At 71.1% G+C, this 24,334-nt stretch carries 25 protein-coding genes; 15 read left to right on the top strand and 10 right to left on the bottom strand.

The genetic code is table 11. From position 1 onward, the window contains the following. Positions 1-43: 43 nt before the first annotated feature. The 3 genes from fabG to ACIQ6R_RS08100 all read left to right on the top strand — a co-directional run bounded on the left by fabG (position 44) and on the right by ACIQ6R_RS08100 (position 2,045). Complete coding sequence (gene fabG / locus ACIQ6R_RS08110; RefSeq protein WP_386320762.1) at positions 44-763, top strand: 3-oxoacyl-[acyl-carrier-protein] reductase; 720 nt, start codon at positions 44-46, stop codon at positions 761-763. A 5-nt stretch (positions 764-768) separates the two neighbouring features. Then, the gene (gene fabI, locus ACIQ6R_RS08105; RefSeq protein WP_279566108.1) at positions 769-1,536 is read left to right on the top strand and encodes an enoyl-ACP reductase FabI; all 768 of its coding nucleotides are present in this window, start codon (positions 769-771) and stop codon (positions 1,534-1,536) included. Between the two features lie 158 nt (positions 1,537-1,694). Continuing rightward, the gene (locus ACIQ6R_RS08100; RefSeq protein WP_404185198.1) at positions 1,695-2,045 is read left to right on the top strand and encodes a hypothetical protein; all 351 of its coding nucleotides are present in this window, start codon (positions 1,695-1,697) and stop codon (positions 2,043-2,045) included. Here the strand turns inward: ACIQ6R_RS08100 and ACIQ6R_RS08095 are convergent. After that, the gene (locus ACIQ6R_RS08095; RefSeq protein ID WP_404185195.1) at positions 2,023-2,715 is read right to left on the bottom strand and encodes a FadR/GntR family transcriptional regulator; all 693 of its coding nucleotides are present in this window, start codon (positions 2,713-2,715) and stop codon (positions 2,023-2,025) included. The two genes, ACIQ6R_RS08100 and ACIQ6R_RS08095, sit on opposite strands and share 23 nt — an antisense overlap. 46 nt (positions 2,716-2,761) lie before the next feature. On the opposite strand from ACIQ6R_RS08095, the gene ACIQ6R_RS08090 reads away from it, so the two are divergent. From ACIQ6R_RS08090 to ACIQ6R_RS08075, 4 genes are all read left to right on the top strand, one after another. After that, complete coding sequence (locus ACIQ6R_RS08090) at positions 2,762-4,192, top strand: CynX/NimT family MFS transporter (RefSeq protein ID WP_404219662.1); 1,431 nt, start codon at positions 2,762-2,764, stop codon at positions 4,190-4,192. Positions 4,193-4,352: 160 nt separating this feature from the next. Further along, entirely contained in the window at positions 4,353-4,469 is a 117-nt protein-coding gene (locus ACIQ6R_RS08085; RefSeq protein WP_121746300.1) for an SGM_5486 family transporter-associated protein, read from the top strand. A gap of 181 nt (positions 4,470-4,650) precedes the next feature. Continuing rightward, entirely contained in the window at positions 4,651-4,857 is a 207-nt protein-coding gene (locus ACIQ6R_RS08080) for a hypothetical protein (protein WP_404185189.1), read from the top strand. Between the two features lie 91 nt (positions 4,858-4,948). Further along, positions 4,949-5,467, top strand: a complete 519-nt coding sequence (locus ACIQ6R_RS08075) for a SixA phosphatase family protein (protein WP_404185186.1) — start codon at positions 4,949-4,951, stop codon at positions 5,465-5,467. Positions 5,468-5,524: 57 nt separating this feature from the next. On the opposite strand, the gene serB is transcribed toward ACIQ6R_RS08075, so the two are convergent. Both serB and ACIQ6R_RS08065 read right to left on the bottom strand, forming a co-directional pair. Beyond that, positions 5,525-6,769 carry a phosphoserine phosphatase SerB gene (gene serB, locus ACIQ6R_RS08070; RefSeq protein ID WP_404185183.1) on the bottom strand — a complete coding sequence of 415 codons (1,245 nt, stop codon included), beginning with the start codon at positions 6,767-6,769 and terminating at the stop codon, positions 5,525-5,527. A 400-nt stretch (positions 6,770-7,169) separates the two neighbouring features. Further along, positions 7,170-9,068, bottom strand: a complete 1,899-nt coding sequence (locus ACIQ6R_RS08065; protein WP_404219660.1) for a streptophobe family protein — start codon at positions 9,066-9,068, stop codon at positions 7,170-7,172. Between the two features lie 240 nt (positions 9,069-9,308). Here ACIQ6R_RS08065 and ACIQ6R_RS08060 point away from each other — a divergent pair, with 240 nt between their 5' ends. Further along, positions 9,309-11,900 (top strand): FHA domain-containing protein, encoded by a 2,592-nt coding sequence (locus ACIQ6R_RS08060; protein ID WP_404219658.1) that lies wholly within the window; start codon positions 9,309-9,311, stop codon positions 11,898-11,900. Positions 11,901-12,016: 116 nt separating this feature from the next. Here the strand turns inward: ACIQ6R_RS08060 and ACIQ6R_RS08055 are convergent, their stop codons facing one another. The 3 genes from ACIQ6R_RS08055 to ACIQ6R_RS08045 all read right to left on the bottom strand — a co-directional run bounded on the left by ACIQ6R_RS08055 (position 12,017) and on the right by ACIQ6R_RS08045 (position 14,825). Then, positions 12,017-12,733 carry a transglycosylase SLT domain-containing protein gene (locus ACIQ6R_RS08055; protein ID WP_345631026.1) on the bottom strand — a complete coding sequence of 239 codons (717 nt, stop codon included), beginning with the start codon at positions 12,731-12,733 and terminating at the stop codon, positions 12,017-12,019. A 353-nt stretch (positions 12,734-13,086) separates the two neighbouring features. Then, positions 13,087-14,130, bottom strand: coding sequence for an S-adenosylmethionine:tRNA ribosyltransferase-isomerase (locus ACIQ6R_RS08050; RefSeq protein WP_404219656.1), 1,044 nt, complete (start codon positions 14,128-14,130; stop codon positions 13,087-13,089). Beyond that, the gene (locus tag ACIQ6R_RS08045) at positions 14,127-14,825 is read right to left on the bottom strand and encodes an SDR family NAD(P)-dependent oxidoreductase (protein WP_404219654.1); all 699 of its coding nucleotides are present in this window, start codon (positions 14,823-14,825) and stop codon (positions 14,127-14,129) included. The genes ACIQ6R_RS08050 and ACIQ6R_RS08045 overlap by 4 nt, the downstream gene beginning before the upstream one ends. A gap of 217 nt (positions 14,826-15,042) precedes the next feature. On the opposite strand from ACIQ6R_RS08045, the gene ACIQ6R_RS08040 reads away from it, so the two are divergent. From ACIQ6R_RS08040 to chpE, 3 genes are all read left to right on the top strand, one after another. Further along, complete coding sequence (locus ACIQ6R_RS08040; RefSeq protein WP_404219652.1) at positions 15,043-16,188, top strand: GAF domain-containing sensor histidine kinase; 1,146 nt, start codon at positions 15,043-15,045, stop codon at positions 16,186-16,188. Further along, positions 16,181-16,822, top strand: coding sequence for a response regulator (locus ACIQ6R_RS08035; protein WP_404219650.1), 642 nt, complete (start codon positions 16,181-16,183; stop codon positions 16,820-16,822). Before ACIQ6R_RS08040 ends, ACIQ6R_RS08035 begins: the two co-directional genes overlap by 8 nt. A 160-nt stretch (positions 16,823-16,982) precedes the next feature. Further along, a complete protein-coding gene (gene chpE, locus ACIQ6R_RS08030) occupies positions 16,983-17,228 on the top strand; it encodes a chaplin ChpE (protein ID WP_219188938.1) in 246 nt (81 codons plus the stop codon). Between the two features lie 382 nt (positions 17,229-17,610). Here the strand turns inward: chpE and ACIQ6R_RS08025 are convergent, their stop codons facing one another. Continuing rightward, positions 17,611-18,399: a hypothetical protein gene (locus ACIQ6R_RS08025; protein ID WP_404185160.1), complete on the bottom strand. Its 789-nt coding sequence runs from the start codon at positions 18,397-18,399 to the stop codon at positions 17,611-17,613. A gap of 152 nt (positions 18,400-18,551) precedes the next feature. On the opposite strand from ACIQ6R_RS08025, the gene ACIQ6R_RS08020 reads away from it, so the two are divergent. From ACIQ6R_RS08020 to ACIQ6R_RS08010, 3 genes are all read left to right on the top strand, one after another. Beyond that, positions 18,552-19,349, top strand: coding sequence for an ABC transporter ATP-binding protein (locus ACIQ6R_RS08020; RefSeq protein ID WP_404185158.1), 798 nt, complete (start codon positions 18,552-18,554; stop codon positions 19,347-19,349). Positions 19,350-19,403: 54 nt separating this feature from the next. Then, on the top strand, positions 19,404-19,835 hold the full coding sequence (locus ACIQ6R_RS08015) for an NfeD family protein (RefSeq protein ID WP_404185155.1): 432 nt from the start codon (positions 19,404-19,406) through the stop codon (positions 19,833-19,835). A 167-nt stretch (positions 19,836-20,002) separates the two neighbouring features. Then, on the top strand, positions 20,003-20,956 hold the full coding sequence (locus tag ACIQ6R_RS08010; protein WP_404185152.1) for an SPFH domain-containing protein: 954 nt from the start codon (positions 20,003-20,005) through the stop codon (positions 20,954-20,956). 68 nt (positions 20,957-21,024) lie between these two features. On the opposite strand, the gene ACIQ6R_RS08005 is transcribed toward ACIQ6R_RS08010, so the two are convergent. From ACIQ6R_RS08005 to ACIQ6R_RS07995, 3 genes are all read right to left on the bottom strand, one after another. Beyond that, positions 21,025-21,531 carry an HNH endonuclease gene (locus ACIQ6R_RS08005; protein WP_404185149.1) on the bottom strand — a complete coding sequence of 169 codons (507 nt, stop codon included), beginning with the start codon at positions 21,529-21,531 and terminating at the stop codon, positions 21,025-21,027. A 202-nt stretch (positions 21,532-21,733) separates the two neighbouring features. Further along, a complete protein-coding gene (locus ACIQ6R_RS08000) occupies positions 21,734-22,273 on the bottom strand; it encodes a YbhB/YbcL family Raf kinase inhibitor-like protein (RefSeq protein ID WP_404219648.1) in 540 nt (179 codons plus the stop codon). A gap of 49 nt (positions 22,274-22,322) precedes the next feature. After that, the gene (locus tag ACIQ6R_RS07995; protein WP_404185143.1) at positions 22,323-23,105 is read right to left on the bottom strand and encodes a sporulation protein; all 783 of its coding nucleotides are present in this window, start codon (positions 23,103-23,105) and stop codon (positions 22,323-22,325) included. A gap of 146 nt (positions 23,106-23,251) precedes the next feature. On the opposite strand from ACIQ6R_RS07995, the gene ACIQ6R_RS07990 reads away from it, so the two are divergent. Beyond that, entirely contained in the window at positions 23,252-23,893 is a 642-nt protein-coding gene (locus tag ACIQ6R_RS07990; RefSeq protein WP_404219646.1) for a DNA-3-methyladenine glycosylase, read from the top strand. Positions 23,894-24,334: the final 441 nt, after the last annotated feature.

Genomic DNA, 24,334 nt, shown 5'->3' with positions numbered 1-24,334 from the left:
GGTGTTCGGGCGGGTACAAGAACGCTATCGAAAGGGTGATCCGTTGAGCCGCTCGGTTCTCGTCACCGGAGGCAACCGGGGCATCGGCCTCGCCATCGCCCGCGCTTTCGCCGACGCCGGTGACAAGGTCGCGATCACGTACCGTTCGGGTGAGCCGCCGGAGGCCCTGACCGAATTGGGCTGCCTCGCCGTCAAGTGCGACATCACCGACAGCGAGCAGGTGGAGCAGGCCTACAAGGAGATCGAGGAAGCGCACGGACCCGTCGAGGTCCTGGTCGCCAACGCAGGCGTCACCAAGGACCAGCTCCTGATGCGCATGTCCGAAGAGGACTTCACCTCCGTCGTGGACACCAACCTCACCGGCACCTTCCGCGTGGTCAAGCGCGCCAACCGCGGCATGCTGCGGGCCAAGAAGGGCCGCGTCGTGCTCATCTCGTCGGTGGTCGGACTGCTCGGCTCCGCGGGGCAGGCGAACTACGCCGCCTCCAAGGCCGCTCTGGTCGGCTTCGCGCGTTCCCTCGCCCGTGAGCTGGGCTCGCGCAACCTCACCTTCAACGTCGTCGCGCCGGGCTTCGTCGACACGGACATGACCAAGGCGCTCACCGACGAGCAGCGGTCGAACATCGTGTCGCAGGTACCGCTGGGCCGGTACGCGCGGCCCGAGGAGATCGCCGCGACGGTGCGGTTCCTCGCCTCGGACGACGCCTCGTACATCACTGGAGCCGTCATCCCCGTTGACGGCGGACTGGGAATGGGTCACTGATCACCATGAGCGGAATTCTCGAGGGCAAGCGCGTCCTGATCACCGGTGTGCTGATGGAGTCCTCCATCGCCTTCCACACCGCCAAGCTGGCCCAGGAGCAGGGTGCCGAGATCATCCTGACCGCGTTCCCGCGGCCCACGCTGACCGAGCGCATCGCCAAGAAGCTGCCCAAGCCCACCAAGGTCATCGAGCTCGACGTCACCAACGACGAGCACCTCGGTCGCCTGGCCGACATCGTCGGCGAGGAGCTGGGCGGCCTCGACGGCGTCGTCCACTCCATCGGCTTCGCGCCGCAGGACGCGCTCGGCGGCAACTTCCTGAACACGCCGTTCGAGTCGGTCGCCACCGCCATGCACGTCTCGGCGTACTCCCTGAAGTCGCTGACCATGGCCTGCCTGCCGCTGATGCAGAACGGCGGCTCGGTCGTCGGCCTCACCTTCGACGCGCAGTACGCCTGGCCGCAGTACGACTGGATGGGCCCGGCCAAGGCCGCCCTGGAGGCCACCAGCCGCTACATGGCGCGTGACCTGGGCAAGCAGAACATCCGCTGCAACCTGATCTCCGCGGGCCCGATCGGCTCCATGGCCGCCAAGTCCATCCCGGGCTTCGCCGAACTGGCCTCCGTGTGGGACAACCGCGCCCCGCTGGAGTGGGACCTGAAGGACCCGGAGCCGGCCGGCCGCGGTGTCGTCGCGCTGCTGAGCGACTGGTTCCCGAAGACCACGGGCGAGATCGTCCACGTAGACGGTGGTCTGCACGCCGTCGGCGCCTGACCGGTCGCCCTCCCGGGGCCCGCGTCCTTGTCGGGTGCGGGCCCTTGGCGTGTCACCCGTTCGGCCCAGTCGGCCGGGCGGCGGCGAGGCCGGCGGCGCACGCTGGAGCACGGATTCACCACGCGTCTTCCCTCCCCAGTACGGCCGAGGAGGTCCTTGTGCGTCTGCTCCCTCGCCTGGCCTCAGCGACCGTAGCCCTCGCGTTCGTGCTGATCCTGCCGTACGAAGCCGTGTCCCACGCGCGCGTGTCCGCCGCGGACGCCCCGTCGGGGCAGCTGTCCGGCGCCGAATGCAGGGTTCGCGTCGACGACTCCGACGTGACCGCCTACTGCCACAACCCGTACCCGGAGACCGACCACGTGCGTCTGCACATCGAGTGCGCCCGCTGGTGGGACCTCGACAGCGACGGTTCGGCGGTCCGGGCCGGACCCGCGCAGACCGTACGGCTGGACGGACGGTGCTGGAAGGAGGTCCGGGCGGCGTGGGTCAGCCACCAGCGGGCGCGCTGAGTCGGCCCGGGCGGCACAGGAACGGATAGCCGGCCGCCTCCTCCGCGGCGGTGGCGGCGTCCCCCGCGCGGACGGCGTCGACCAGCCGCGTGTGGTCCATATGCGTCTCCGGCGTCAGCTCGCTGCCGACGTCGTCGCGCAGCCAGTCCCGCATCACCTCGCCGAGGTCCGCGTACATGGCGGTCATCACGTCGTTGTGCGAGGCGGCCACGACGGCCAGGTGGAAGGTGGCGTCCGCGGTCACGAACGCCTCCGCGTCGCCCGACTCCCAGGCCTCCTCGCGGCGCACCAGCAGCGCGTCGAGCTGCCTGAGGTCCTTCTCCGTGCGCCGCTCGGCGGCGAGCCGGGCGGCGGCGGACTCCAGGGTCGAACGCAGCTCGGCGATATGCCGGGGGTCGGCGTCGGCGAAGCGGCGCTGCATCACGCCCGCCAGCTCGCTGGTCGCCACGACGTACGTACCGGAGCCCTGGCGGATGTCCAGCAGGCCGTTGTGGGCCAGCGCGCGGACCGCCTCACGGACCGTGTTCCGGGCGACGCCGAGCTGCTCGACCAGTTCGGGCTCGGTAGGGATACGGGAGCCGACCGGCCACTCGCCCGTGGCGATCTGCTGGCGCAGTGCCGCGATGACCTGCTCGGACAGTGCCGAACGACGGGGGTGACTCAGGGGCATGGCTCACCTTCGCACGCGAGTGGACAATCAATCATCCCATGATTCTATGATGGGTCTCATGGCTAGTGACGAAACCCGGACGGAGACTCGGACGGAAACGCGAACGGGAACGCGAACGAGAACGCGAACGGGGACCTCTGAGGCCACGCCCCCCGGCAAGTCGACCGCGCACGAGGCCCAGGCGCCCGGCACGCGCGCGTGGACGACGTGGACGACCCGCCTGCTCCTCCTCGGCATCGTCCTGGCCGCGTTCAACCTGCGCCCCGCCATCACGAGCCTGGGCGCGCTCCTGGAAGAGGTCCGCGACGGGCTCGGCATGAGCGGCAGCGTGGCCGGACTGCTCACCTCCGTGCCCCCGCTCTGCTTCGCCGTCTTCGGGGTCACCGCCCCGCGGCTGGCCCGCCGCTTCGGGCCCGGCGCGGTGGTCTGCGCGGGCATGGTCGCCATCACCGCGGGCCTGCTCATACGCCCGTACGCGGGCGGTACGGCAGGCTTCCTGGCCGCCACCGCCCTCGCCCTGATGGGCATCGCGGTCAGCAACGTCCTGATGCCGGTCATCGTCAAGCGCTACTTCCCCGACCGGGTCGGTTCCATGACCGGCCTGTACTCGATGGCCCTCGCCTTCGGCACCTCGATCGCCGCCGCGGCGACCGTGCCCGTGACGAACGCGCTGGGCGGGCACTGGCAGCCCGGCCTCGCGGTGTGGGCCGTGGTGGGGGCGGCGGCCGTCCTGCCGTGGATCCCGTTCGTACGGGACCGGAAGGCACCGTCCACGACGTCGCCCGCCCGGGACTCTTCCGACGGGGACGGGGACGGGGCCGACGGGACGACCGCGGAGCCCGCGACGGCGCGTGCGGACCGGCCGGCGGAGCCGTCCGCCGAACAGCCCCCGCTGCGGATCACCCGCAGCCGTACGGCCTGGGCGCTCGCCGTCTTCTTCGGCCTCCAGGCCACCGCCGCCTACATCACGATGGGCTGGATGGCGCAGATCTTCCGGGACGCGGGCGTGTCCGCCGGCACCGCGGGGCTGCTGCTCGCCGTCATCATGGTGATGGGCGTGCCGCTCGCCTTCGTCATCCCGCGCGTGGCCACCCGCCTGCCCCATCAGGGCCCCATCGTGCTGGTACTGGGCGTGTGCGGGCTCGCCGGCTACGCCGGCCTGTACTTCGCCCCGGCCGGCGGCGCCTGGGCCTGGGCCCTGCTGCTCGGCGTCTCCAACTGCGCCTTTCCGCTCGCGCTGACCATGGTCGGGATGCGGGCGAGGACGGGCGCGGGCGTCGCGCAGCTGTCCGCCTTCGCGCAGAGCACCGGCTATCTGATCTCCATCCCGGGCCCGCTGCTGGTGGGCGTGCTCTACCAGCACAGCGGGGGCTGGGGCCTGCCGATCGCGCTGATGAGCGCCCTGATGGTGCCGCAGATCGTGGTGGGTTTCCTGGCGGGGCGCGACCGCACGGTGGAGGAGGAAGCGGCCCGCTGATCCCGGCAGCGGCCCGCGTGCCGCGGTCGGTGGCCCGCCTGCCGCGGTCAGTGGCCCGCCTGCCGCGGTCAGTGGGTCCGCCTGCCGCGGTCGGTGGCCCGGCTGCCCCGGCCGGCGGCCCGCGTGCCCCGGAGCGGACGCCGGATGCGAGACTTGCCTCATGCCAGTCCTCGACCCGAACCCTCAGCACGGCCAGAAGAAGATGCTGTACGTCTTCGGTGGCTTCCTCGCGATCTTCGTGATCATCGGCATCATCGCGACGATCGCCTCGCCGTGACGCCGGCCTCGTCCGCCTGATGGTGGGGTTAACCCCCCATCCCCTAGGGGGCGAGGTTCAGGGTCGAGTGGGTGGACCTCCGGATGGGCCGGGGCCCGCGGTTTCCGTAGTTTCGACAGTGCCCGCGGCAGGCGGGCCGCGGAGCACGGACCGGGACGCCCGAAGACCAGCGGAGGCACTCATGTCGGCCCCTACCCACACCCGGCCTCCCCAGGCGACCCGGGGCGGCGTCGAGAACCGGCTGCCCTGGTGGGCCCTCGCCCTGCCCGTGCTCGCCTTCGTCACTCTGCTCCTGCTGATACTCAACCCCTCCGAGGCCCACGCCGCCGCCGGTGAGCCCGGGATCGCCCACCTCCTGGAGCGGGTGCGGGAGCTGACCGCGCACTGAGGCCGGATCGGCGCCCGGATGCGCCCCAGGCGGTGAATCCGCATGTCAACTCCCTGCGCCCCGTGGCCTGTTTCATGCGAAGCTGGATGCCATGAGCGTCGCAGAACCCCGCAGGATTGTTCTTTTCCGGCATGCGAAAGCCGACTGGCCACAGGTGACCGACCACGAACGGCCGCTCGCCGATCGGGGCCGCAAGGACGCCGCAGAGGCAGGACGTCGGCTGGCGGACACCGGCATCCCCTTCGACCAGGCACTGTGCTCCACCTCGATCCGGACCCGCGAGACCTGGAAGCTCGCCGTCCAGGAGTTCCCGCAGCGGCCGAAAACCGTCTACGAGGAGCGGATCTACGAGGCCTCGCCCGGTGAGCTGATCGCCGTGCTCAACGAGACCCCCGACGACCTGCGGAACGTGCTGGTGATCGGCCACAACCCGGGCATGGAGGGACTCGCCGAGATCCTGGCCGGCTCGACCGAGGACGAAGCCCGCGAGCGGATGGGCAGCCGGGGCTTCCCGACCGCCGCCTTCGCCGTCCTGACCTTCACCGGTTCCTGGAAGGACGTGGAGCCGGGCACGGCCTCCCTGGCCGACTACTGGGCACCGGCCGACTGATCCGCCCCACGCCCGGCTGCGGCGGGTGCTCGCTGCGCCGGGCGCTCGCCCGCCGGGTCAGATCCGGTCGAAGGGCAGGCCGAGGTCCTCGCCGAGACCCTCGTCCAGCGTGTCCGCCGCCTCGACCTCCTCGCGGGTGATGCCCAGCAGGTACAGGACCGTGTCGAGGAAGGGCACGTTCACCGCGGTGTGCGCCGCCTCCCGCACCACCGGCTTGGCGTTGAAGGCGACGCCGAGTCCGGCCGCGTTCAGCATGTCCAGGTCGTTGGCGCCGTCACCGATCGCCACGGTCTGCGACAGCGGCACGCCCGCCTCGGCGGCGAACCTGCGCAGCAGCCGCGCCTTGCCCGCCCGGTCGACGATCTCCCCGGTGACCCGCCCGGTCAGCTTTCCGTCGACGATCTCCAGGGTGTTGGCCTGGGCGAAGTCCAGCCCCAGCCGCTCCTTCAGATCATCGGTGACCTGGGTGAAGCCGCCGGAGACGACCCCCACCTGGTAGCCGAGCCGCTTCAGCGTACGGATCAGGGTGCGGGCACCCGGTGTCAGCCGCACCTCGCCGCGCACCTTCTCCACCACCGAGGCGTCCAGCCCTCCCAGCAGCGCCACGCGCGCGTGCAGCGACTGCTCGAAGTCCAGCTCTCCGCGCATCGCGGACGCCGTCACCTCGGCGACCTGGTCCTCGCAGCCGGCGTGCGCGGCGAACAGCTCGATGACCTCGTCCTGGATGAGCGTGGAGTCCACGTCCATCACGACCAGGCGCTGCGCCCGCCGGTGCAGCCCCGCCGAGACGACCGCGACGTCCACACCGAGTGCGGCGGCCTCGGTGGCCAGCGCGGTGCGCAGCGGCTCGGTCTCCACGCCGGACACCGCGAACTCGACGGCGGTGACCGGGTACTTGGCCAGCCGGAAGATGCGGTCGATGTTGCTGCCGGACTCGGTGATGCGGGCCGCTATGGCGGCCGTCGCCTCGGCGGTGAGCGGGTGGCCGAGCACCGTGACCAGGGAGCGGCCGAGACCGCGCGGCCGGTTGTCGCCGATACCGGAGATGATCTCCGCCTGCAGCTTCAGCGACTCCGCCCAGCTGTGGACGGTCGCCCGCAGATCGCCCTCCAGGCCTCGGGGCGGCTCGGTCACGAGCGCGCACAGCACGATCCGGCCACGGGTGACGACCTGCTCGATGTCGACCACGTCGACGGAGTAGGCGGCGAGGGTGTCGAACAGGCCGGCCGTGATGCCCGGTCGGTCCTTGCCGAAGATCTTGACGAGAAGCGTGGGAACGTCAGAGGTCTGCGAAGCGCTCATGGTGTTCCAACCGTATCCGGCACCCGGTGCCTCCCGCCCCCGAGGTCCGCCTGACGGACACGACGTCCGGGACGGGCCCGACTGTGCCTGTTTCCTCCCCTCCACTGTCGCCTCGTGGAACGCGGGGCGGCACTGCGGCCGGGGAGCCGGTCGTCCCGCGCCCTGGCGAGGACGGCGGCCGGGCGCGCCTGCTTCCGTCCCGCGCGGGTGTGACGACTTCGGTGCCACGACTTCGGTGCACGATTACGGTGCACGTTTCGGGCCGTCCCCCCCCCGGGCCACGGAGGCCGCCGTACCACTCGGGCGGTGGCCTGCCGCCGTACCGCTCGGGCGGTGGCCTGCCGCGGTCCGCGGGATCGGGGGTCGGCCATCGACTCGTCCCGGCCCGGTGCCGGGCGCTTCACCGGTCGTCCCTGGGATGCCGCGGCGGTGCCGGAGGCGGGGGAGGCGGGGGAGGGGGGCCTTCGCCCCACCGGGACCGCGGCCGGCTCGCGGGCCGCGGAGGCCGTCGCGGCGGCCCCAGCGGCCCGGCCACCGTAGGGGCGCCGTACACGTCGTGACCGCCTTGCCGCCCGTCGCGGTCGGGCTGCTGTCCCGCGCTTTCGGGTCCCCGGCCCGCGTCCTCGCGTCCCTGCCCCGCGCCGCGGCGCGGCTGGGCTCCGGGGGCGGTCCGTCCGCTGCCCGGCGTCCGCTCCGCAGCGGGCGGCGGCGGGGTACGCGGCCCCGACGGCCGCGCGTCCTCGGGCTCTCCCGACCCCTCCCGCAGCCGGAGATACGGGTTGCCGCCGGAATCGGGCGGCCGCTGCGTCGGGCCCGGCCGGTACGGCCCCGACGGCGGCCCCGCGTACGTCGCGTCGCCCGCGATCCCGCCACCCCCGACCGCGGCCTCCGTCCCAGCCGTCCCGGCACCCCGTGCCAACGGCGTCGCTCGCGCCCCGGCCACCCCGCTCACCCGTGCCAGCAGCGCCCCGGCGGCTCCGGCCCCGGCGCCCCACACGGCACCCAGCAGCAGCGCCGTGCCGAGGTGTCCCCGCAGGCCGATGCCCGCCCCGAACGCGTCGACGCCGAGCACCGACAGCGAGGCGTTCACCGACACCTCCGTCAGCCAGGCCAGCAGGGGCAGCGCCGGCGCCATGGCGACGCCCAGTCGCAGAGCACACCGCCCGGCGAAAGCGAGCGAGTGCGCGTCCTCCCGCGTCACCGGCGTCCGGACCGCCGTCAGCACACCGGCCAGCAGCATCATCAGCGCCGCTGCCACCCCCAGCAGCCACACCCGCCCGTCCAGCTCCGCCAGCCGCCCGAGCGTGACCGGCTCCTCTGCGCCGGCGCCCAGCAGCTCGTCCAGCGGAGCGGGGAGTACCCCGATCAGCTCGCCCGTGGCCCGCCCGTCCCACGGCACGAACAGGCCGACCGGAACACCGAGCCAGACCCCGTTCGGCGCGCCCAGCAGCGCGGCCCCGGCGATCCGCCGGGGGTGGTCGTCGCCGGTCGCCGCGTAGGCCGCCGCCGCGAAACCGGCGGCCACCGCGGTGAGCGCCACCGTGACGACGGCCGACACCGCCGGCCGCACCACCCGGTGCACGGCTTCGAACCCGCGTGGCAGGGGAGTGCGACGCGAGGCCAGCAGCGCGATCAGCAGAACCCCGGTGGACCAGAGCAGCCCGCCCAGCAGCGTCGGCGTGGTGTCGACGGTGAAGCCGACGGCCGCCTCGGCGTCGACGAGGTCACCGATCCGGTCGGGCAGCAGCCCGCCGATGTCGCCCACGTCACCGAGCCCCGGAAGCTCGATGCCGCCGCCCCCGCCGGGCAGGTCGTCCAGTCCGAGCGAGCCGCCGTCGATCGTGACGACGTCGCGCCCCGCCCAGGCCAGCCCGCCCGTCATCGCCACGAAAAGGGCGATCGCCGCTCCCGCGCGCGCGAGGAGTTCGGCGGGCGAGACCACAACTCCGGCCGCCCGCAAGGACCGTAGGAAGAAGAACGACAGGAGCAGCGCACCGACCAGGCCGACACCCAGTGGCGTGATCTCGATGGCCGTGTGCGCCTCGGCGCCTTTCAGTCCGAACGCGGACACATCACCGGCCGGTGTGACCGAACCGCCCGCGCCGAGCGCCACGACCGCCGCGGTCATCGGGCCGAGCGAGCCCGCCGCGTCCGCGTCGAGCAGACGCAGACCGAGCGCCGCCGTTCCCGCCATGCCGATCAACGCCCAGCTCACGGCCGCGATCGCGGACAGCAGGACGTCTCCCCAAGGCACCTTGGTGCCGTACCCGTCGGTTCCGACGCTTGTGGACGCGCTCATGGCAGACCCCCCGATCCGCTGCGCGGCGAAGTTGCCGCGCATGTCCCCCTCGCGTGGAATACCACTCTCCGGGCAGGTTTCAACCCCGTCAACGGGAACGGCCGAAGGGTGCCTACGCAGTTTTCACAAGGCCCGACTTTCGGTCAGGGGGCCGAGCCTGAAATAGTTCCCCCCGATGTTCGACATCCCTAGACTCCCCGCGACGGGAGCACATCGGGGGACAACTCAGTGGGGCATGGAGTGCCGGAACTCGTACTGGAATCCAATGGACAGACCTGGACGCTCGACCCGTCCCGGTCATATGCGCTCGGACGCGATCCGCAGGGGGAGCTTGTCTTCGACGACGCCAGGGTTTCCTGGCGGCATGCCACGATCAGTTTCAACGGCCGCAGTTGGGTCGTCGAGGATCACGGCAGTACCAACGGCACGTTCGTGCACGGGCAGCGGATCCAGCAGGTGGAGCTCGGCGCCGGCACGGTGCTGAACCTGGGCAACGCGACCGACGGACCGCGCGTGAACCTGACCGGCGCCCAGGCCGCCGTCGGCACGCCGCAGGCCCAGCCCTCGCAGCAGCCGTACGCCGCGCAGGGTGCGAACGCCGGCTGGGCCCAGCAGGCCCCGGCGCAGGAGCCGCAGAAGCAGCAGGCCCCGCCGCACCAGGCCCAACAGCACGGACAGGAGTACGGACAGCAGCACGGGCAGCAGCAGGCCGGCTGGCAGCAGCAGCACGCGCAGCAGCAGCAGGCCGCGCCGCACTTCCCCCAGCAGCAGGGGCCCGGCGGCGCGGCGGGGGCGCCGCCGGTCTACGGCGACCGCAGCCCGACCACGTTCCACCAGTTCTCGCTCGGCCGCGTGATGCGCATCGGCCGTGCCCTGGAGAACGAGCTGGTCGTCTCCGACCTGCAGGTCTCGCGCAACCACGCGGAGTTCCACTCGACGCCCGACGGGCGCATGGAGATCCGCGACCTGGGCTCGCACAACGGCACGTACGTCAACGGTCTGCCGATCGCCAAGGGCGGCACGCAGCTGCTCGGCCCGACCGACATCGTGGGCGTCGGCCACTCGACGTTCCGCATCGTCGGGGACCGGCTCGAGGAGTTCGTCGACACCGGTGAGGTGTCCTTCTCCGCCCGGCACCTGACCGTCACGGTCGACGGCGGCAAGCAGATCCTCAAGGACGTCTCGTTCGGCGTGCCCGAGAAGTCGCTGATCGCGGTCATCGGCCCGTCCGGCTCCGGCAAGTCGACCCTGCTCAAGGCGCTCACCGGGTACCGGCCCGCCGACCAGGGCGAGGTCCTCTACGACAACCGGAACCTGTACAAGCAGTTCGCCGAGCTGCGTCAGCGCATCGGTCTGGTCCCGCAGGACGACATCCTGCACAAGGAGCTGACCGTCAAGAAGGCCCTCAAGTACGCGGCCAAGCTCCGCTTCCCGGCCGACACGACGGCCGCCGAGCGTGACGCCCGCATCGACGAGGTGCTGCGCGAGCTCAAGCTGGACATCCACAAGGACAAGAAGGTCACTTCCCTGTCCGGCGGCCAGCGCAAGCGTGTCTCCGTGGCCCTGGAACTGCTCACCAAGCCGTCGCTGATCTTCCTGGACGAACCGACCTCCGGCCTCGACCCGGGCATGGACCGCGACGTCATGCAGCTGCTGCGCGGCCTCGCCGACGACGGCCGCACCGTCCTCGTCGTCACCCACTCGGTGGCCGAGCTGGCGATCTGCGACAAGCTGCTGGTGATGGCGCCGGGCGGCTCGGTGGCCTACTTCGGCCCGCCCGAGGAGGCGCTGAACTTCTTCGGCTACGACACCTGGGCCGACGTCTTCTCCGCCTTCGAGAACTACCGCGACTACGACTGGGCGGGCCGCTGGAAGGGCTCGCAGCACTACCAGATGTACGCCGCGGACATCGACGCCGTCGCGCCGCAGTCCGTACAGGTACCGGCGATGCAGGCGATGAAGCCACCGAAGCCGCAGGGCTGGATGTCCCAGTTCGTCACGCTGGTGCGGCGCTATGTGTCGGTGATCGTCTCGGACAAGGGCTTCCTCGCCCTGATGGTGATCCTGCCGGCGGTACTCGGCGCGGTGAGCCTGCTCATCGACGCCGACAAGGGCCTGCTGCCCAATCCCGCCAACCCGCAGACCGGCCGGATCATTCCCAACGGCACGGCCACCACGGTCCTGCTGATCCTCGCGGTCGGCGCCTGCTTCGCCGGTGCCGCGAACTCCGTCCGTGAGCTGATCAAGGAACGGGTCATCTACGAGCGGGAGCGCGCGACCGGCCTGTCGCGTTCCGCGTACCTGATGTCCAAGGTCTTCGTGCTCGGCATGATCACCGTGCTGCAGGGTCTGCTGGTCGGCGTCATCGGCTTCGCCACCCGGGAGATCCCGGAGGAGGGGCTGGTCCTCGGGGGGCTGACGCTCGTCGAGCTGTCCCTGCCGATCATGGCGCTGGGCTTCACCTCGATGATGTTCGGTCTGATCATCTCCTCGCTGGTGAAGACCGCCGAGAAGACCATGCCGCTGCTGGTCATGTTCGCGATCATCCAGGTCGTCTTCACCGGCTGCCTCTTCGCCCTGAACGGCGCGGTCGGCGTCAACCAGTTCTCGTACCTGATGCCGTCGCGCTGGGCGGTCGCCGCGGCCGGCGCCACGCTGGACTTCAACAGGATCAGCCCGCCGGAGAAGGGCGCCGAGGCGGATCCCCTGTGGGAGCACACCGTCGGAGCCTGGAGCATGAACATGGCCGCGCTGATCGTCCTCGGCGTGATCTGCGGCTTCTTCGTGGCCCGCTTCCTGCGCCGGCACGAGCCCGAGGTCATGCGCAACTAAGCGCGAGGGACCTCAGGTCCCGTGAACGCCCCGAAGGGCGGCACCCCGTCAGGAGGGTGCCGCCCTTCGGTGTTCGGATCGGCGTCGGCGACGTCGTGAAGAGGTCCGCGCCGACCTCAGTACGCGCTGTCGACGTTGTCCATGGTGCCGTACTTGTCCGCGGCGTAGTTGCACGCGGCGACGATGTTGGCGACCGGGTCGTAGATGTTCTTGGAGGTGCCGGGCACGTGGTAGGCCTCGAACGTCGGCGGGATCACCTGGAGCAGGCCCTTGGACGGGATGCCGTTGATGGCGTTGATGTCCCAGTCGTTGATGGCCTTCGGGTTGCCGGAGGACTCCCGCATGATGTTGCGGTGGATGCCCTCGTAGGTACCCGGGATGCCGTGCTTCTTCATGATGTCCCGGGCCTCGCGGATCCAGCCGTCGAGGTTGTCGGAGTAGCTCTTCGTCGAGGCCTTCTTGACCTCGGCGCGCTTGGCGGACCGGCTGGCGGTCTCCTTGGCCTCGCGCTTCTCCGCGGCCTTCTCGGCGGCGGCCTTCTTCTTGGCGGCGGCCTTGGCGGTCGCCTCCTTCTTCGCCTCGATGGAGGCGACCTTCTGGCTGGCACCGGCGAGCTGGCCGGTGACGCCGGCGTGCACGTCCTGGATCTGCTCGGTGCTGTACGCCACCTTGGCCTTCGGAGCGGCAGCCTCGCTCGTGGTCGTCTGACCGCTGGCCGGCACCGCGGTGAGCGCGACGGCGGCGGCGCCGAGCGTGCCGACACCGGCTATCGCGAGCTTGTGGGTGCGGTTCAGGGGACGACTATGACCACGGGTGAAGATGTTCTTGGGCATGGCGGGATAGACCTCTTCGAATAGCGCGGAGGTCGCTCTCGTCCGGTGGGGACAGGGATGCTTCCGGCACGAACGCCGCGGGGCGACAACCCACGGCGTTGAGCGACGAGAGCAATTCTTAGCGGCCGCAAAATCTGGAGGCAAAGGTGTGACGTACGATCCGGGATAGTGGATCAGGGAACGGCAAAGCGGGGCAGATTGGACCATCTGCCCCGCTCAAAACGGACGAGTCGTTCTCCTACTCCCCTTCGTACGTGACGTGCACCCTATGCGCGGGCTCACACCCGCCCCCCGCCCTTCTCACCTTCGGTTGCTGAAGCAATGCAGTGTGTGAGGGCCTGCGCACCCTCCTCCTACGGCAGGAGGAGATGGACGTCCCCGAACTCGTGCCACAGATAGCGACCGAGCACCGCCGCCTCGTACCCGCGGTCGATCGCCGCCCGCCCCGCCACCGCCTCCAGCATCAGCAGATGCGAGGCCTCGGGCTCGTGCAGCCCCGTCAGCAGCCCGTCGACCACCCGCACCCCGCGCTCGGGAGTCACGACCAGATCGGTCCACCCCGCCCGGGCCCGTACGACCCCGTCGGCACCGGCCGCCGACTCCACCGCCCGCACGGCCGTCGTCCCCACCGCCAGCACGCGCCCGTCACCGGCCCGGGCGGCGTTGATCAGCCGTGCCGACGCCTCCGGCACGGAGAACCGCTCCGGATACGGCGGCTCGTGCGACTCCGCCGAAGCCACCCCCGTGTGCAGCGTCACCGGCGCGAACTGCACCCCCCGGCTCACCAGCTCCGCCACCAGCCGCGCCGTGAAGGGCCGTGCCGCGCTCGGCATCTCCGCGCTGCCCGCCCCGTCCGCGGACGGGAGCGCGAACACCGTCTGGTACGCGGACAACGGCTGATCCCGCTCCGTGTAGGAGTAGCGGATGGGCCGCCCGTGCTCCCGCAGCACCGCGGGCACCTCCGCCCCCGACACCCGGGCCCACCACAACCGCTCGCCGCGCGCACTCAACGGCTCCTCCAGTACGAGCCGCGCGCCCCCTGGGAGCCGCGCCTCCGTCCCCTTCGGTCCGCCCGCACGCGCGCGCGTGGTGCCCCTTCCGTCCGGATCCCGCAGCTCCACCGCCCACCGGCCGTCATCCCCGCGGGTGGAGAAGTGCACCACCACGCGCGCGTCCCCGACGCGCCCGTCGACGGCGGCCGCCAGCGTGGCCGACGTGTTGACGACGAGCAGATCCCCCGCCCGCAGCAGCCTCGGCAACTCCCGGAACCCGTGATGCGAGACGTCGGTGCCACGCGACACCAGCAGCCGTACGCCGTCCCGGGCCAGCCCGGGCCCCCGCTGTTCGGCGGGTACCCGCGCCGACAGCTCCTGCGGAACGTGCAGCGCCAGCGTCATCGCGGTCCCTCCAGTAGCGCCGGAGCCCCGTAGCGACCGCTGGCCGGCCGCTCGTCCAGCAGCCTGAGCAGTGCCGGGACGACATTCACCGGATCGGGCCGCGGATCGTCGTCGTCCGGTACGGCCGCCGCGTACAGGTCGGTGGCCATGTCCCCGGGATCGACCGCCCAGACCCGCAGCCCAGGCTCCTCGACGCCCAGTACCGCCGCCAGCTGGTCCAGGGCAGCCTTGGACGCCCCGTAGCCGCCCCACGTCTCGTACGCCTCCGCCGCGGCGTCCGAGCTGACCGTCAGCACCGCGCCCGCCGGGGCCGCACGCAGCAACGGCAGCGCCTCCTGGACCAGGCCCAGCGCGGCCACGACGTTCACCTCCAGGGCCCGCCGCAGCCCGTCCAGCGACAGTTCCTCCAAGCTCACCAGCGGCTCCGCGCCCAGCGCACTCGCGTTGCTGACCAGCAGATCCACCCCGCCCAGCCGCCAGGCCGCCGCGACCAACCCGGCCCGGTGCCCGGCGTCGGTGACGTCCCCGGGCAGCGCCGTCACGCGCGTTCCGGACGCCTCCAGCGCCGCCGCGGTCTCCTCGAGCACCTCCGGCGTCCTGGCGTCCAGCACCAGGTCCCAGCCCCGCGCCGCCAGGGCCTCGGCGAGCGCCCGGCCCAGTCCCTTCGAAGCTCCCGTGATGATCGCAACCGGCATGACACACGTCCCCTCGTCGTCCACGCCTCCTGAGCGGTCGGCGTGATCCTCAACGTAGGAACCGCGCCGCACCGGCCGCCTCGGGCACGGGCCGCAACCGTGCGGGGCCCTTCGCCCTAGGACCGGCGGGCGGGACCTCGGGCCTAGGCCCACCGCCCTAGGCGACGGCGGTCACAGGTCCGATCCCGGTGTCGTAGCCCGCCGGTACCGTGAGGACATGAGTCACGGTCCCCGGTCCGGCCTCGCCGCGGTCAGTTCCGCGCTGCTGGCCATGAGCAGGCATCTCGAGGTGCGCGACGTCCTCAAGACGATCGTCGCCTCGGCCCGCGAACTGCTCGACGCGCAGTACGCCGCCCTCGGCGTCCCCGACGACCACGGCGGCTTCGCGCAGTTCGTCGTCGACGGCGTCAGCGGGGAGCAGTGGAAGGCCATCGGCCCCCTTCCACGCCAGCACGGCATCCTGGCCGCGATGCTGCACGAGGCCACGCCCCAGCGCCTCGGCGACGTCCGCAAGGACCCCCGCTTCGGGGGCTGGCCGTCCGCCCACCCCGACCTGGTCGACTTCCTGGGCCTGCCGATCCGCGACGGCGACGAGGTCATCGGGGCCCTGTTCCTCGCCAACAAGAACTGTCCGAAACCGCAGGGCACCTGTGGTTTCACCGCGGACGACGAGGAACTGCTGGGCATCCTCGCCCAGCACGCCGCGATCGCCCTCACCAACGCCCGCCTGTACGAACGCAGCCGCGAGCTGACCATCGCCGAGGAGCGCTCCCGCCTCGCCCACGAACTGCACGACGCGGTCAGCCAGAAGCTGTTCTCGCTGCGCCTGACCGCCCAGGCCGCCGCCACCCTGGTCGACCGCGACCCCGCGCGCGCCAAGGGCGAGCTGCAGCAGGTGGCCGCGCTCGCCGCCGAGGCCGCCGACGAACTGCGCGCCGCCGTCGTCGAGCTGCGCCCCGCCGCCCTGGACGAGGACGGCCTCGTCGCCACCCTCCGCACCCAGATCCAGGTCCTCGACCGCGCCCACACCGCGCGCGTGACCTTCACCGGGCACGGGGTCAAGGCGCTGCCCGCCGCCCAGGAGGAGGCGCTGCTGCGCGTCGCCCAGGAGGCGCTGCACAACGCCCTGCGCCACTCCGCGGCGGACCACGTCGACGTGACGCTGCAGCGGCGCGGCGCCGGAGCCGTGCTGCGGGTCACCGACGACGGCAGCGGCTTCGACACGCGCACGGTGCGCCGCGCGGGACGCCACCTGGGCCTGGTCTCGATGCGGGACCGGGCGAGCGGCGCCGGTGGCAGGCTGACCGTGCAATCGGCGCCCGGCAAGGGCACCACGATCGAGATGGAGGTCCCCGGTGGCTGACGCAATCAAGGTGCTGCTCGTCGACGATCACCAAGTGGTCCGCCGGGGCCTGCGCACCTTCCTGGAGGTGCAGGAGGACATCGAGGTGGTGGGCGAGGCCACGGACGGCGCCGAGGGCGTCGACCGCGCCGAGGAACTGGAACCCGACGTGATCCTCATGGACGTCAAGATGCCGGGCATGGACGGCGTCGACGCGCTGCGCAGACTCCGCGAGCTGGACAACCGCGCGCGTGTGCTGGTCGTCACCAGCTTCACCGAGCAGCGCACCGTCGTCCCGGCCCTGCGGGCCGGCGCGGCCGGCTACGTCTACAAGGACGTCGATCCCGATGCGCTGGCGGGCGCCATCCGCTCCGTCCACGCCGGCCACATCCTGCTCCAGCCCGAGGTCGCGGGCGCCCTGCTGTCCCAGGAGGAGAACAACTCGGGTCACGGCAGAGCGGGTGCCCTCACGGAGCGGGAGCGCGAGGTGCTGGGCCTGATAGCGGACGGCCGCTCCAACCGCGAGATCGCGCGCGCCCTCGTCCTCTCCGAGAAGACCGTGAAGACCCACGTGTCGAACATCCTGATGAAACTCGACCTCGCGGACCGGACCCAGGCCGCGCTGTGGGCCGTACGCCACGGGATGACCGACTGACCTGACCCCCTACGCGGCGGCGCCCCGGAGGGTTCCCTTCCGGTGCGAGATTCATACCGTCGTGGGAATGTCACCCATATGGCGCATCCTCTCCGCCGCCCGGCCGTTCTCCAGTGCGTGCCGCGGCGCCTGCCGCGGCAATCGCAAGGAGGGCTTGTAAGTGAAGAACCTGAAGAAGGCAGCGGCCGTGACGATGGTGGCCGGCGGGCTGATCGCCGCCGGCGCGGGCATGGCCTCCGCCACCGACGGCTCGGTCGCCCACGGCGAGGCCATCGGCTCCCCGGGCGTCGCCTCCGGCAACGTCGTCCAGGCGCCGATCCACATCCCGGTGAACGCCGTCGGCAACAGCGTCAACGTCATCGGCGTCCTGAACCCGGCCTTCGGCAACCTCGGCGTCAACCACTGACCCGGGCCACCAAGCCACCACGGCCTCCCGGGCCCCCACCCGGGAGGCCGGTCGCATCCCCGGCTCCCCCCAGCCGGGAGCAGCCTCCCGTCGCCCCTAGCTGCGGGTAGCTCCCGTCACCCCCAGCTGTGGGTAGCTCCCGTCCCCCCCCCGCTGCGGGCAGCTGCCCGTCCCCCCAGCTGCGGGCAGTCACCCGCCTCCCTCCCAGCTGCGGGCAGTCGTGCCGCTGGGGCGGCACGGGTGGGCGCAGCGGCACCCCGCCGGCGCCGGGCCGCGCGCCCCACCCCCGGCCCACCCGAACCCCGGGCACCACCACCGAGAGACATCACCGCCCCCTGGGCAACGCCCCGCACAACCCAAACCCCCCACTGACCAAGGGACGTCACCGCACGCCCCGCTCCCCCTCCTCCACAACGGAGTTGTACGCCGCGACCTGCGCCCGCCGAGCCGTCCGCTCCACCGGCCGCAACGCCTCCCCCCGCGCCGCCATCTCGGACGCGCTCACCGCGCCCCCGTGCCCGTTCTCACACGCCAGCGACACCAAAGCCCCCACCCGCTGCGCCAACTCCAGCACCCGCACCGCCCGCGGCGGATACCCCGGCGCCAGCACCTCCCGCCCCGCCTCCGCCCGCGCCCGGTACGCCGCGACCGCCGCCTCCGCCACCGGCCCCGACCCGGCCACATCCAGCCGCGTCAGCACCTCCGTCGCGTCGCGCAGCGCCTCCGCCAACTCCCGCTCGGCCTCCCCGAGCGAGGGCACATCCGCCGGTGGCGCCTCCCGCACCGGCAGGCAGTGCCAGACGACCTCGACATGCACATCACCCTCGGGCCCGGCCTCGTACACCTCCGGCACCAGCCCGAGCGCGGCGCCGTGACAGATCACCGCCTCCTCGGCCTCCAGCGCCCGCGCGTTGAAGTCCGGCGGTCCGCTCAGCCCCAGCGGATGCCCCGGCGCGGGCAGCGCGACCCGCAGCCCGGTCGCGCCGAGCGCCCGCAACCGCCCCAGCGCCAACGTGAGACCGACGGGTTCCGCCTCACCCGGCACCCCCTCCACCCGGTGCACCGCGTCGTCGCCGACGATCGCGACCGCGGCGTCGTCCGGCGAGACCATTCCGGCAATAAGGGCATTTCCCCAGGCGGCAAGGCGCCCTGCGCGTGGTTCCGAGAGCATGCCCCCACCCTAAGGACCGGACCGATGGAACGGTGAAGCCGACCGGTGGCGTAGATTTCCTGGAGGGCCTGCGCCCACCGGCGCGGCGGCCCGAGCCAGAGGCGTACGCGACAGCCGAGACCGGCCACAATGCAAGGGGAGACAACGCGCTCATGAGCGATGTTCTGGAGCTTCAGGACGTATCCGTGGTCCGCGAGGGCCGGGCTCTGGTGGACCAGGTCTCCTGGTCGGTGAAGGAGGGTGAGCGCTGGGTCATCCTGGGCCCCAACGGCGCCGGCAAGACCACCCTCCTCAATGTCGCGTCCAGCTACCTCTACCCCAGCAACGGCACCGCCACCATCCTCGGCGAGACCCTCGGCAAGCCCGGCACGGACGTCTTCGAACTGCGCCCGCGCATCGGCATGGCCGGCATCGCCATGGCCGACAAGCTGCCCAAGCGCCAGACCGTCCTGCAGACCGTGCTGACCGCCGCCTACGGCATGACCGCCGGCTGGCAGGAGGAGTACGAGGACATCGACGAGCTGCGCGCCCGCGCCTTCCTCGACCGCCTCGGCATGACCGAGTACCTGGACCGCAGGTTCGGCACCCTCTCCGAGGGCGAGCGCAAGCGCACGCTGATCGCCCGCGCCCTGATGACCGACCCCGAGCTGCTGCTCCTGGACGAGCCCGCCGCCGGCCTCGACCTCGGCGGCCGCGAGGACCTCGTCCGCCGCCTCGGCCGTCTCGCCCGCGACCCGATCGCCCCCTCGATGATCATGGTCACCCACCATGTAGAGGAGATCGCCCCGGGCTTCACCCACGTTCTGATGATCCGTCAGGGCAAGGTCATGGCCGCGGGCCCGCTGGAGCTGGAGCTCACCTCCCGCAACCTCTCCCTCTGCTTCGGACTGCCGCTCGTCGTCGAGCGGGTCGGCGACCGCTGGACCGCACAGGGGCTCCCCCTGTCCTGACCCGCCCCCCGTGCGCCCTGTTCCCGGCACGTCACCCGGACCTACCATGACCATGTGAACGACATCGACGCATGGGTGTGGTGGCTCGTCGCCGCGGCAGCGCTTGGAATTCCGCTCGTCGTGACCGCGATGCCGGAGTTCGGGATGCTCGCCGTCGGCGCGGTCGCCGCCGCCGTCGCATCCGAATTCGGCGCGGACGTCGTCGTCCAGGTACTCGTCTTCGTCATCGTCTCGGTCGCCCTCATCGCCGTCGTACGGCCCATCGCCGCCCGGCACCGCTCCCAACGGCCGCAACTGGCCACGGGCGTGGACGCCCTGAAGGGCAGACAGGCCGTCGTACTGGAGCGGGTCGACGGCTCCGGCGGCCGGATCAAGCTCGCCGGAGAGGTCTGGTCGGCACGCGCGCTCGACACCGGACGCGCGTACGAGACGGGCGAGGAAGTGGACGTCGTGGACATCGATGGGGCCACGGCGATCATCATGTGACCTCGCCGTACGCAAGTGGACCGAACACCCTCCGCGGTACACGACGGTCTGTCAGACTCGACAGCAAGATCCTCAACAGCCGTAAGATCAGCAGTAGTCAGGGTCGCCAGTCAGGGCCAATAGGATCTGCCAGAGCGCCGAGGCGGAGAAGGGGACGGACAACCACGATGGAACCGGTCATCATCGTCTTGATCATCCTGGTGGTGTTGGTCTTCATCGCCCTGATCAAGACCATCCAGGTCATCCCACAGGCCAGCGCCGCCATCGTCGAGCGCTTCGGCCGCTACACGCGGACACTGAACGCGGGCCTCAACATCGTCGTCCCGTTCATCGACACCATCCGCAACCGCATCGACCTGCGCGAACAGGTCGTCCCCTTCCCGCCGCAGCCGGTCATCACCCAGGACAACCTGGTCGTCAACATCGACACGGTCATCTACTACCAGGTGACCGACGCCCGCGCCGCGACGTACGAGGTCGCCAGCTACATCCAGGCCATCGAGCAGCTGACCGTCACCACGCTCCGCAACATCATCGGCGGCATGGACCTGGAGCGGACCCTCACCTCCCGCGAGGAGATCAACGCGGCCCTGCGCGGCGTCCTCGACGAGGCCACCGGCAAGTGGGGCATCCGCGTCAACCGCGTGGAACTCAAGGCCATCGAACCGCCCACCTCCATCCAGGACTCGATGGAGAAGCAGATGCGCGCCGACCGCGACAAGCGTGCCGCGATCCTCCAGGCCGAGGGTGTCCGGCAGTCCGAGATCCTGCGCGCCGAGGGCGAGAAGCAGTCCCAGATCCTGCGCGCCGAGGGCGAGGCCAAGGCCGCCGCCCTGCGCGCCGAGGGCGAGGCCCAGGCCGTCCGTACGGTCTTCGAGGCCATCCACGCCGGCGACCCGGACCAGAAGCTGCTCTCCTACCAGTACCTCCAGATGCTCCCGAAGATCGCCGAGGGCGACGCCAACAAGCTCTGGATCGTCCCCAGCGAGATCGGCGACGCCCTCAAGGGCCTGTCCGGCGCCATGGGCAACTTCGGCGGTATGGGCGGCGGTTCGGGCGGCGGCGGTGGCGGCGGGAGCGTCCCGGCCCAGGAGCGGCGCGAGAAGCCGTCCATCGACTGACGGCAGTACCCACTGCGCGGATGGGGGCGTACCTCTGGTGAGAGGTACGCCCCCATCCGCGCAGTGGGCTACGCGGCCGGCTGGGCGAGCCATTCCGGCAGTGCGTCGAAGTCGTGCTGACCCAGGGCGAGAAGCATCGCGTCGGCAGGCGTCGGCTCGAACGGCTCCCGCAGCAGCGGCATACCCGCCTGCTCGGGCGTCCGGTTCGCCTTCCGGTGATTGTCCTCCGCACAGGAGGCCACCGTGTTCAGCCAGGTGTCCTGCCCGCCGTGCGACCGCGGCACCACGTGGTCGACGGTCGTCGCCCGCCGTCCGCAGTACGCGCACCGGTGCCGGTCCCGGACCAGCACGCCCCGCCTCGACCACGGAGCGCGTCTTCGGAAGGGCACCCGTACGTATTGGCACAGCCTGATCACCCGGGGCGCCGGTATGTCGAGCGCGGCTCCGCGCATCCGCAGTTCGGGGTGGGCCTGCTCGACGACGGCCTTGTCCTGGAGCACCAGAACGACGGCTCGATTAAGCGTCACCGTCGACAACGGCTCGAAGCTAGCGTTCAGCACCAGCGTGTCCCGCATACCAGCCCACCTCCCGTGCGCACCGGCCCACCCCGTGGCGGGCTGGGATCAACTCTGGCCGGGCACGCCGAGATGGACAACGCAATATCTGCTGCTCCCGCGGGGGGAACGCTCCCCCCGCCACCCCCCGGCAACAAAAATGCCCGCCCCTGATCCATTCCAAGACCAGAGGCGGGCAAACGTTCCATGAACGCTCGGAACACTAGCCCTCGGCGGGCACCTCGTACTCACCGATCAGCTGGGCACGCGCGATCGTGTGGAACCGCAGATTGAAGCCGACGAACGCCGGGGTGCCCTCCGCGTCCGGCCCCAGCTTCTCCTGGTCCACGGCGTAGACCGTGAATACATACCGGTGCGGCCCGTCCCCGGCCGGCGGCGCGGCACCGCCGAAGTCCTTGGTGCCGAAGTCGTTGCGCGCCTGTACGGCACCCTCCGGCAGCCCCTCGAACTTGCCGCTGCCCGCGCCCGCCGGCAGCTCGGTCACCGAGGCCGGGATGTCGAACACCACCCAGTGCCAGAACCCGCTGCCCGTCGGGGCGTCCGGGTCGTAGCACGTCACGGCGAAGCTCTTGGTCTCGGCGGGGAAACCCTCCCACCGCAGTTGCGGTGAGGTGTTGCCGGCCGCGTGAACCTGAGCGCCCTTGAGCGTCGCCCCCTCCTGGACGTCCTCGCTCGTGACCGTGAACGCCGGCACGGGCGGGTGGAAGTCATGGGGGAGCGGCCGCCGCTTGAGCTCGGTCACCTCGGTACCTCCTGATCGTTCGGTGCAGTGGTGTCCGAGCCTAGAACCCCTAGAACCAGTTCCGCTTGCTGCCGACCTCGGACAGCCACTGGTTGAGGTACGCCGTCCAGTCGGTCCCCTGGTAGTCGTTCAGCCCCACCTTGAAGGAACGGAACGTGTCGCTGCCCTCGCTGAACAGCCCGGGCCTCTTGTCCATCTCCAACACGACGTCCATCGCCTGAGCGTCGGCGACGAAGCTCAGCTCGACCTGGTTCAGCCCCCGGTACTGCTGCGGCGGAAGGAACTCGATCTCCTGGTAGAACGGCAGCTTCTGCCGCGTACCGCGGATGTGGCCCCGTTCCATGTCCGCGCTCTTGAAGCGGAAGCCCAGCCCGATGAACGCGTCCAGGATCGCCTTCTGCGCCGGCAGCGGGTGCACGTTGATCGCGTCCAGGTCACCGGAGTCCACGGCACGCGCGATCTCCAGCTCCGTGGTCACGCCGATGTTCATCCCGCGCAGCGTCTGCCCGTCGATCGTCGTGATCGGCGTCTCCCACGGGATCTCGAGCCCGAACTGTACGGCGTGCACGGCGTTCGCCTTCAGCTCGAAGGCACCGCCGAGCCGGCTCTTCGTGAACTCGATGTCCTGCTTGTACTCCTGGTCGCCGTTCTCCACCTCGACCTTGGCCTGCAGTCCGACCGACAGCGCCTCGATCTGCTGGTCGACGGACCCACCCTGGATCCGCACCTCGCCCTGGACGACACCGCCCGGAACGACGTTGACCTCGCTCAGCACGGTCTCGACCGAAGCCCCGCCGGCCCCCAGGCTCGCGAGCAGCTTCTTGAACGCCATGTCTCTCCCTCTCCAGGCATTGTGTGAACCCTTGATCCCTACAAACGCGATTCGGCCGTGGCCGGTTCCGCACCTCACGCCCTGGCAAGGTGGGCGACCCCCCGGCCATCCCGCGAACGGACCCGGCTGCGTTACGCTCGGACGGCATGATCGCGAGCCCTGACCGTACGCCTCTGCCCAGGAATTTCTTCGACCGCCCCATCCTCGAGGTGGCCCCGGATCTCTTGGGCCGCATCCTGGTGCGCGACACCCCGGACGGCCCGATCGCTCTCCGCCTGACAGAGGTCGAGGCCTACGACGGTCAGAACGACCCCGGCTCCCACGCCTACCGCGGTCGCACACCCCGCAACGACGTGATGTTCGGTCCGCCCGGACACGTGTACGTCTACTTCACCTATGGCATGTGGTTCTGCATGAACCTGGTGTGTGGTCCGGAGGGCAGGGCGAGCGCCGTTCTGCTCCGCGCCGGCGAGATCATCGAGGGCGTCGAGCAGGCCCGCACCCGTCGGCTCTCCGCCCGCAATGACAAGGAACTGGCCAAAGGCCCGGCCCGCCTGGCCACCGCCCTGGGCGTGGACCGAGCCCTGAACGGCACGGACGCGTGCGCGGACGGGGCCACCCCCTTGCGCATCCTGACCGGCGCACCTGTACCCCGCGACCAGGTACGCAACGGCCCACGCACCGGCGTGGCCGGCGAGGGCGGCGTCCACCCCTGGCGCTACTGGGTCGCCGACGACCCGACGGTCAGCCCCTATCGGGCCCATGTGCCCCGGCGACGCCGAAGTTGACTCCCCCTTGGCAGGCGCGTAACGTAGCCCGAGCCGCTTGACCCGGGTACGGCAATCGCCTGCAGCCGGAAGCGGCAAACCCACTACCTACGACTTCCCCTCAGCGGGGGCGAATTCGGCGTGTCCGCATGCCTGAATTCAAACTCGCGAGACTCGATTATGAGTCCACGGAGGAATCGGCTAACGTAGTGAATGTCGAAAGGCCGACAGGCGAAAGCCAGAAGCCCACGACAAAACCCGCCGACAGGGAATCAGGGTCCGAAAGGATCTGATAGAGTCGGAAACGCAAGACCGAAGGGAAGCGCCCGGAGGAAAGCCTGAGAGAGTCTCTCGGGTGAGTACAAAGGAAGCGTCCGTTCCTTGAGAACTCAACAGCGTGCCAAAAGTCAACGCCAGATATGTTGATACCCCGACCTGATCGGTTCTTCGATCGGGTTGAGG

Origin of the sequence: Streptomyces sp. NPDC096048 (assembly GCF_044763415.1) — a bacterium.
Lineage (GTDB): Bacteria > Actinomycetota > Actinomycetes > Streptomycetales > Streptomycetaceae > Streptomyces.
This window is presented reverse-complemented; position numbering and strand designations above follow the sequence as displayed.

What these genes read in the sequence shown, in the direction of transcription:
- fabI (WP_279566108.1), top strand. Translation starts at nt 769, where the DNA reads ATGAGCGGAATTCTCGAGGGCAAGCGCGTCCTGATCACCGGTGTGCTG.
- ACIQ6R_RS08095 (WP_404185195.1), bottom strand. Translation starts at nt 2,715, where the DNA reads ATGCCCCTGAGTCACCCCCGTCGTTCGGCACTGTCCGAGCAGGTCATC.
- ACIQ6R_RS08090 (WP_404219662.1), top strand. Translation starts at nt 2,762, where the DNA reads ATGATGGGTCTCATGGCTAGTGACGAAACCCGGACGGAGACTCGGACG.
- ACIQ6R_RS08085 (WP_121746300.1), top strand. Translation starts at nt 4,353, where the DNA reads ATGCCAGTCCTCGACCCGAACCCTCAGCACGGCCAGAAGAAGATGCTG.
- ACIQ6R_RS08080 (WP_404185189.1), top strand. Translation starts at nt 4,651, where the DNA reads ATGTCGGCCCCTACCCACACCCGGCCTCCCCAGGCGACCCGGGGCGGC.
- ACIQ6R_RS08075 (WP_404185186.1), top strand. Translation starts at nt 4,949, where the DNA reads ATGAGCGTCGCAGAACCCCGCAGGATTGTTCTTTTCCGGCATGCGAAA.
- serB (WP_404185183.1), bottom strand. Translation starts at nt 6,769, where the DNA reads ATGAGCGCTTCGCAGACCTCTGACGTTCCCACGCTTCTCGTCAAGATC.
- ACIQ6R_RS08065 (WP_404219660.1), bottom strand. Translation starts at nt 9,068, where the DNA reads ATGAGCGCGTCCACAAGCGTCGGAACCGACGGGTACGGCACCAAGGTG.
- ACIQ6R_RS08055 (WP_345631026.1), bottom strand. Translation starts at nt 12,733, where the DNA reads ATGCCCAAGAACATCTTCACCCGTGGTCATAGTCGTCCCCTGAACCGC.
- ACIQ6R_RS08050 (WP_404219656.1), bottom strand. Translation starts at nt 14,130, where the DNA reads ATGACGCTGGCGCTGCACGTTCCGCAGGAGCTGTCGGCGCGGGTACCC.
- ACIQ6R_RS08045 (WP_404219654.1), bottom strand. Translation starts at nt 14,825, where the DNA reads ATGCCGGTTGCGATCATCACGGGAGCTTCGAAGGGACTGGGCCGGGCG.
- ACIQ6R_RS08040 (WP_404219652.1), top strand. Translation starts at nt 15,043, where the DNA reads ATGAGTCACGGTCCCCGGTCCGGCCTCGCCGCGGTCAGTTCCGCGCTG.
- ACIQ6R_RS08025 (WP_404185160.1), bottom strand. Translation starts at nt 18,399, where the DNA reads ATGCTCTCGGAACCACGCGCAGGGCGCCTTGCCGCCTGGGGAAATGCC.
- ACIQ6R_RS08020 (WP_404185158.1), top strand. Translation starts at nt 18,552, where the DNA reads ATGAGCGATGTTCTGGAGCTTCAGGACGTATCCGTGGTCCGCGAGGGC.
- ACIQ6R_RS08010 (WP_404185152.1), top strand. Translation starts at nt 20,003, where the DNA reads ATGGAACCGGTCATCATCGTCTTGATCATCCTGGTGGTGTTGGTCTTC.
- ACIQ6R_RS08005 (WP_404185149.1), bottom strand. Translation starts at nt 21,531, where the DNA reads ATGCGGGACACGCTGGTGCTGAACGCTAGCTTCGAGCCGTTGTCGACG.
- ACIQ6R_RS07995 (WP_404185143.1), bottom strand. Translation starts at nt 23,105, where the DNA reads ATGGCGTTCAAGAAGCTGCTCGCGAGCCTGGGGGCCGGCGGGGCTTCG.
- ACIQ6R_RS07990 (WP_404219646.1), top strand. Translation starts at nt 23,252, where the DNA reads ATGATCGCGAGCCCTGACCGTACGCCTCTGCCCAGGAATTTCTTCGAC.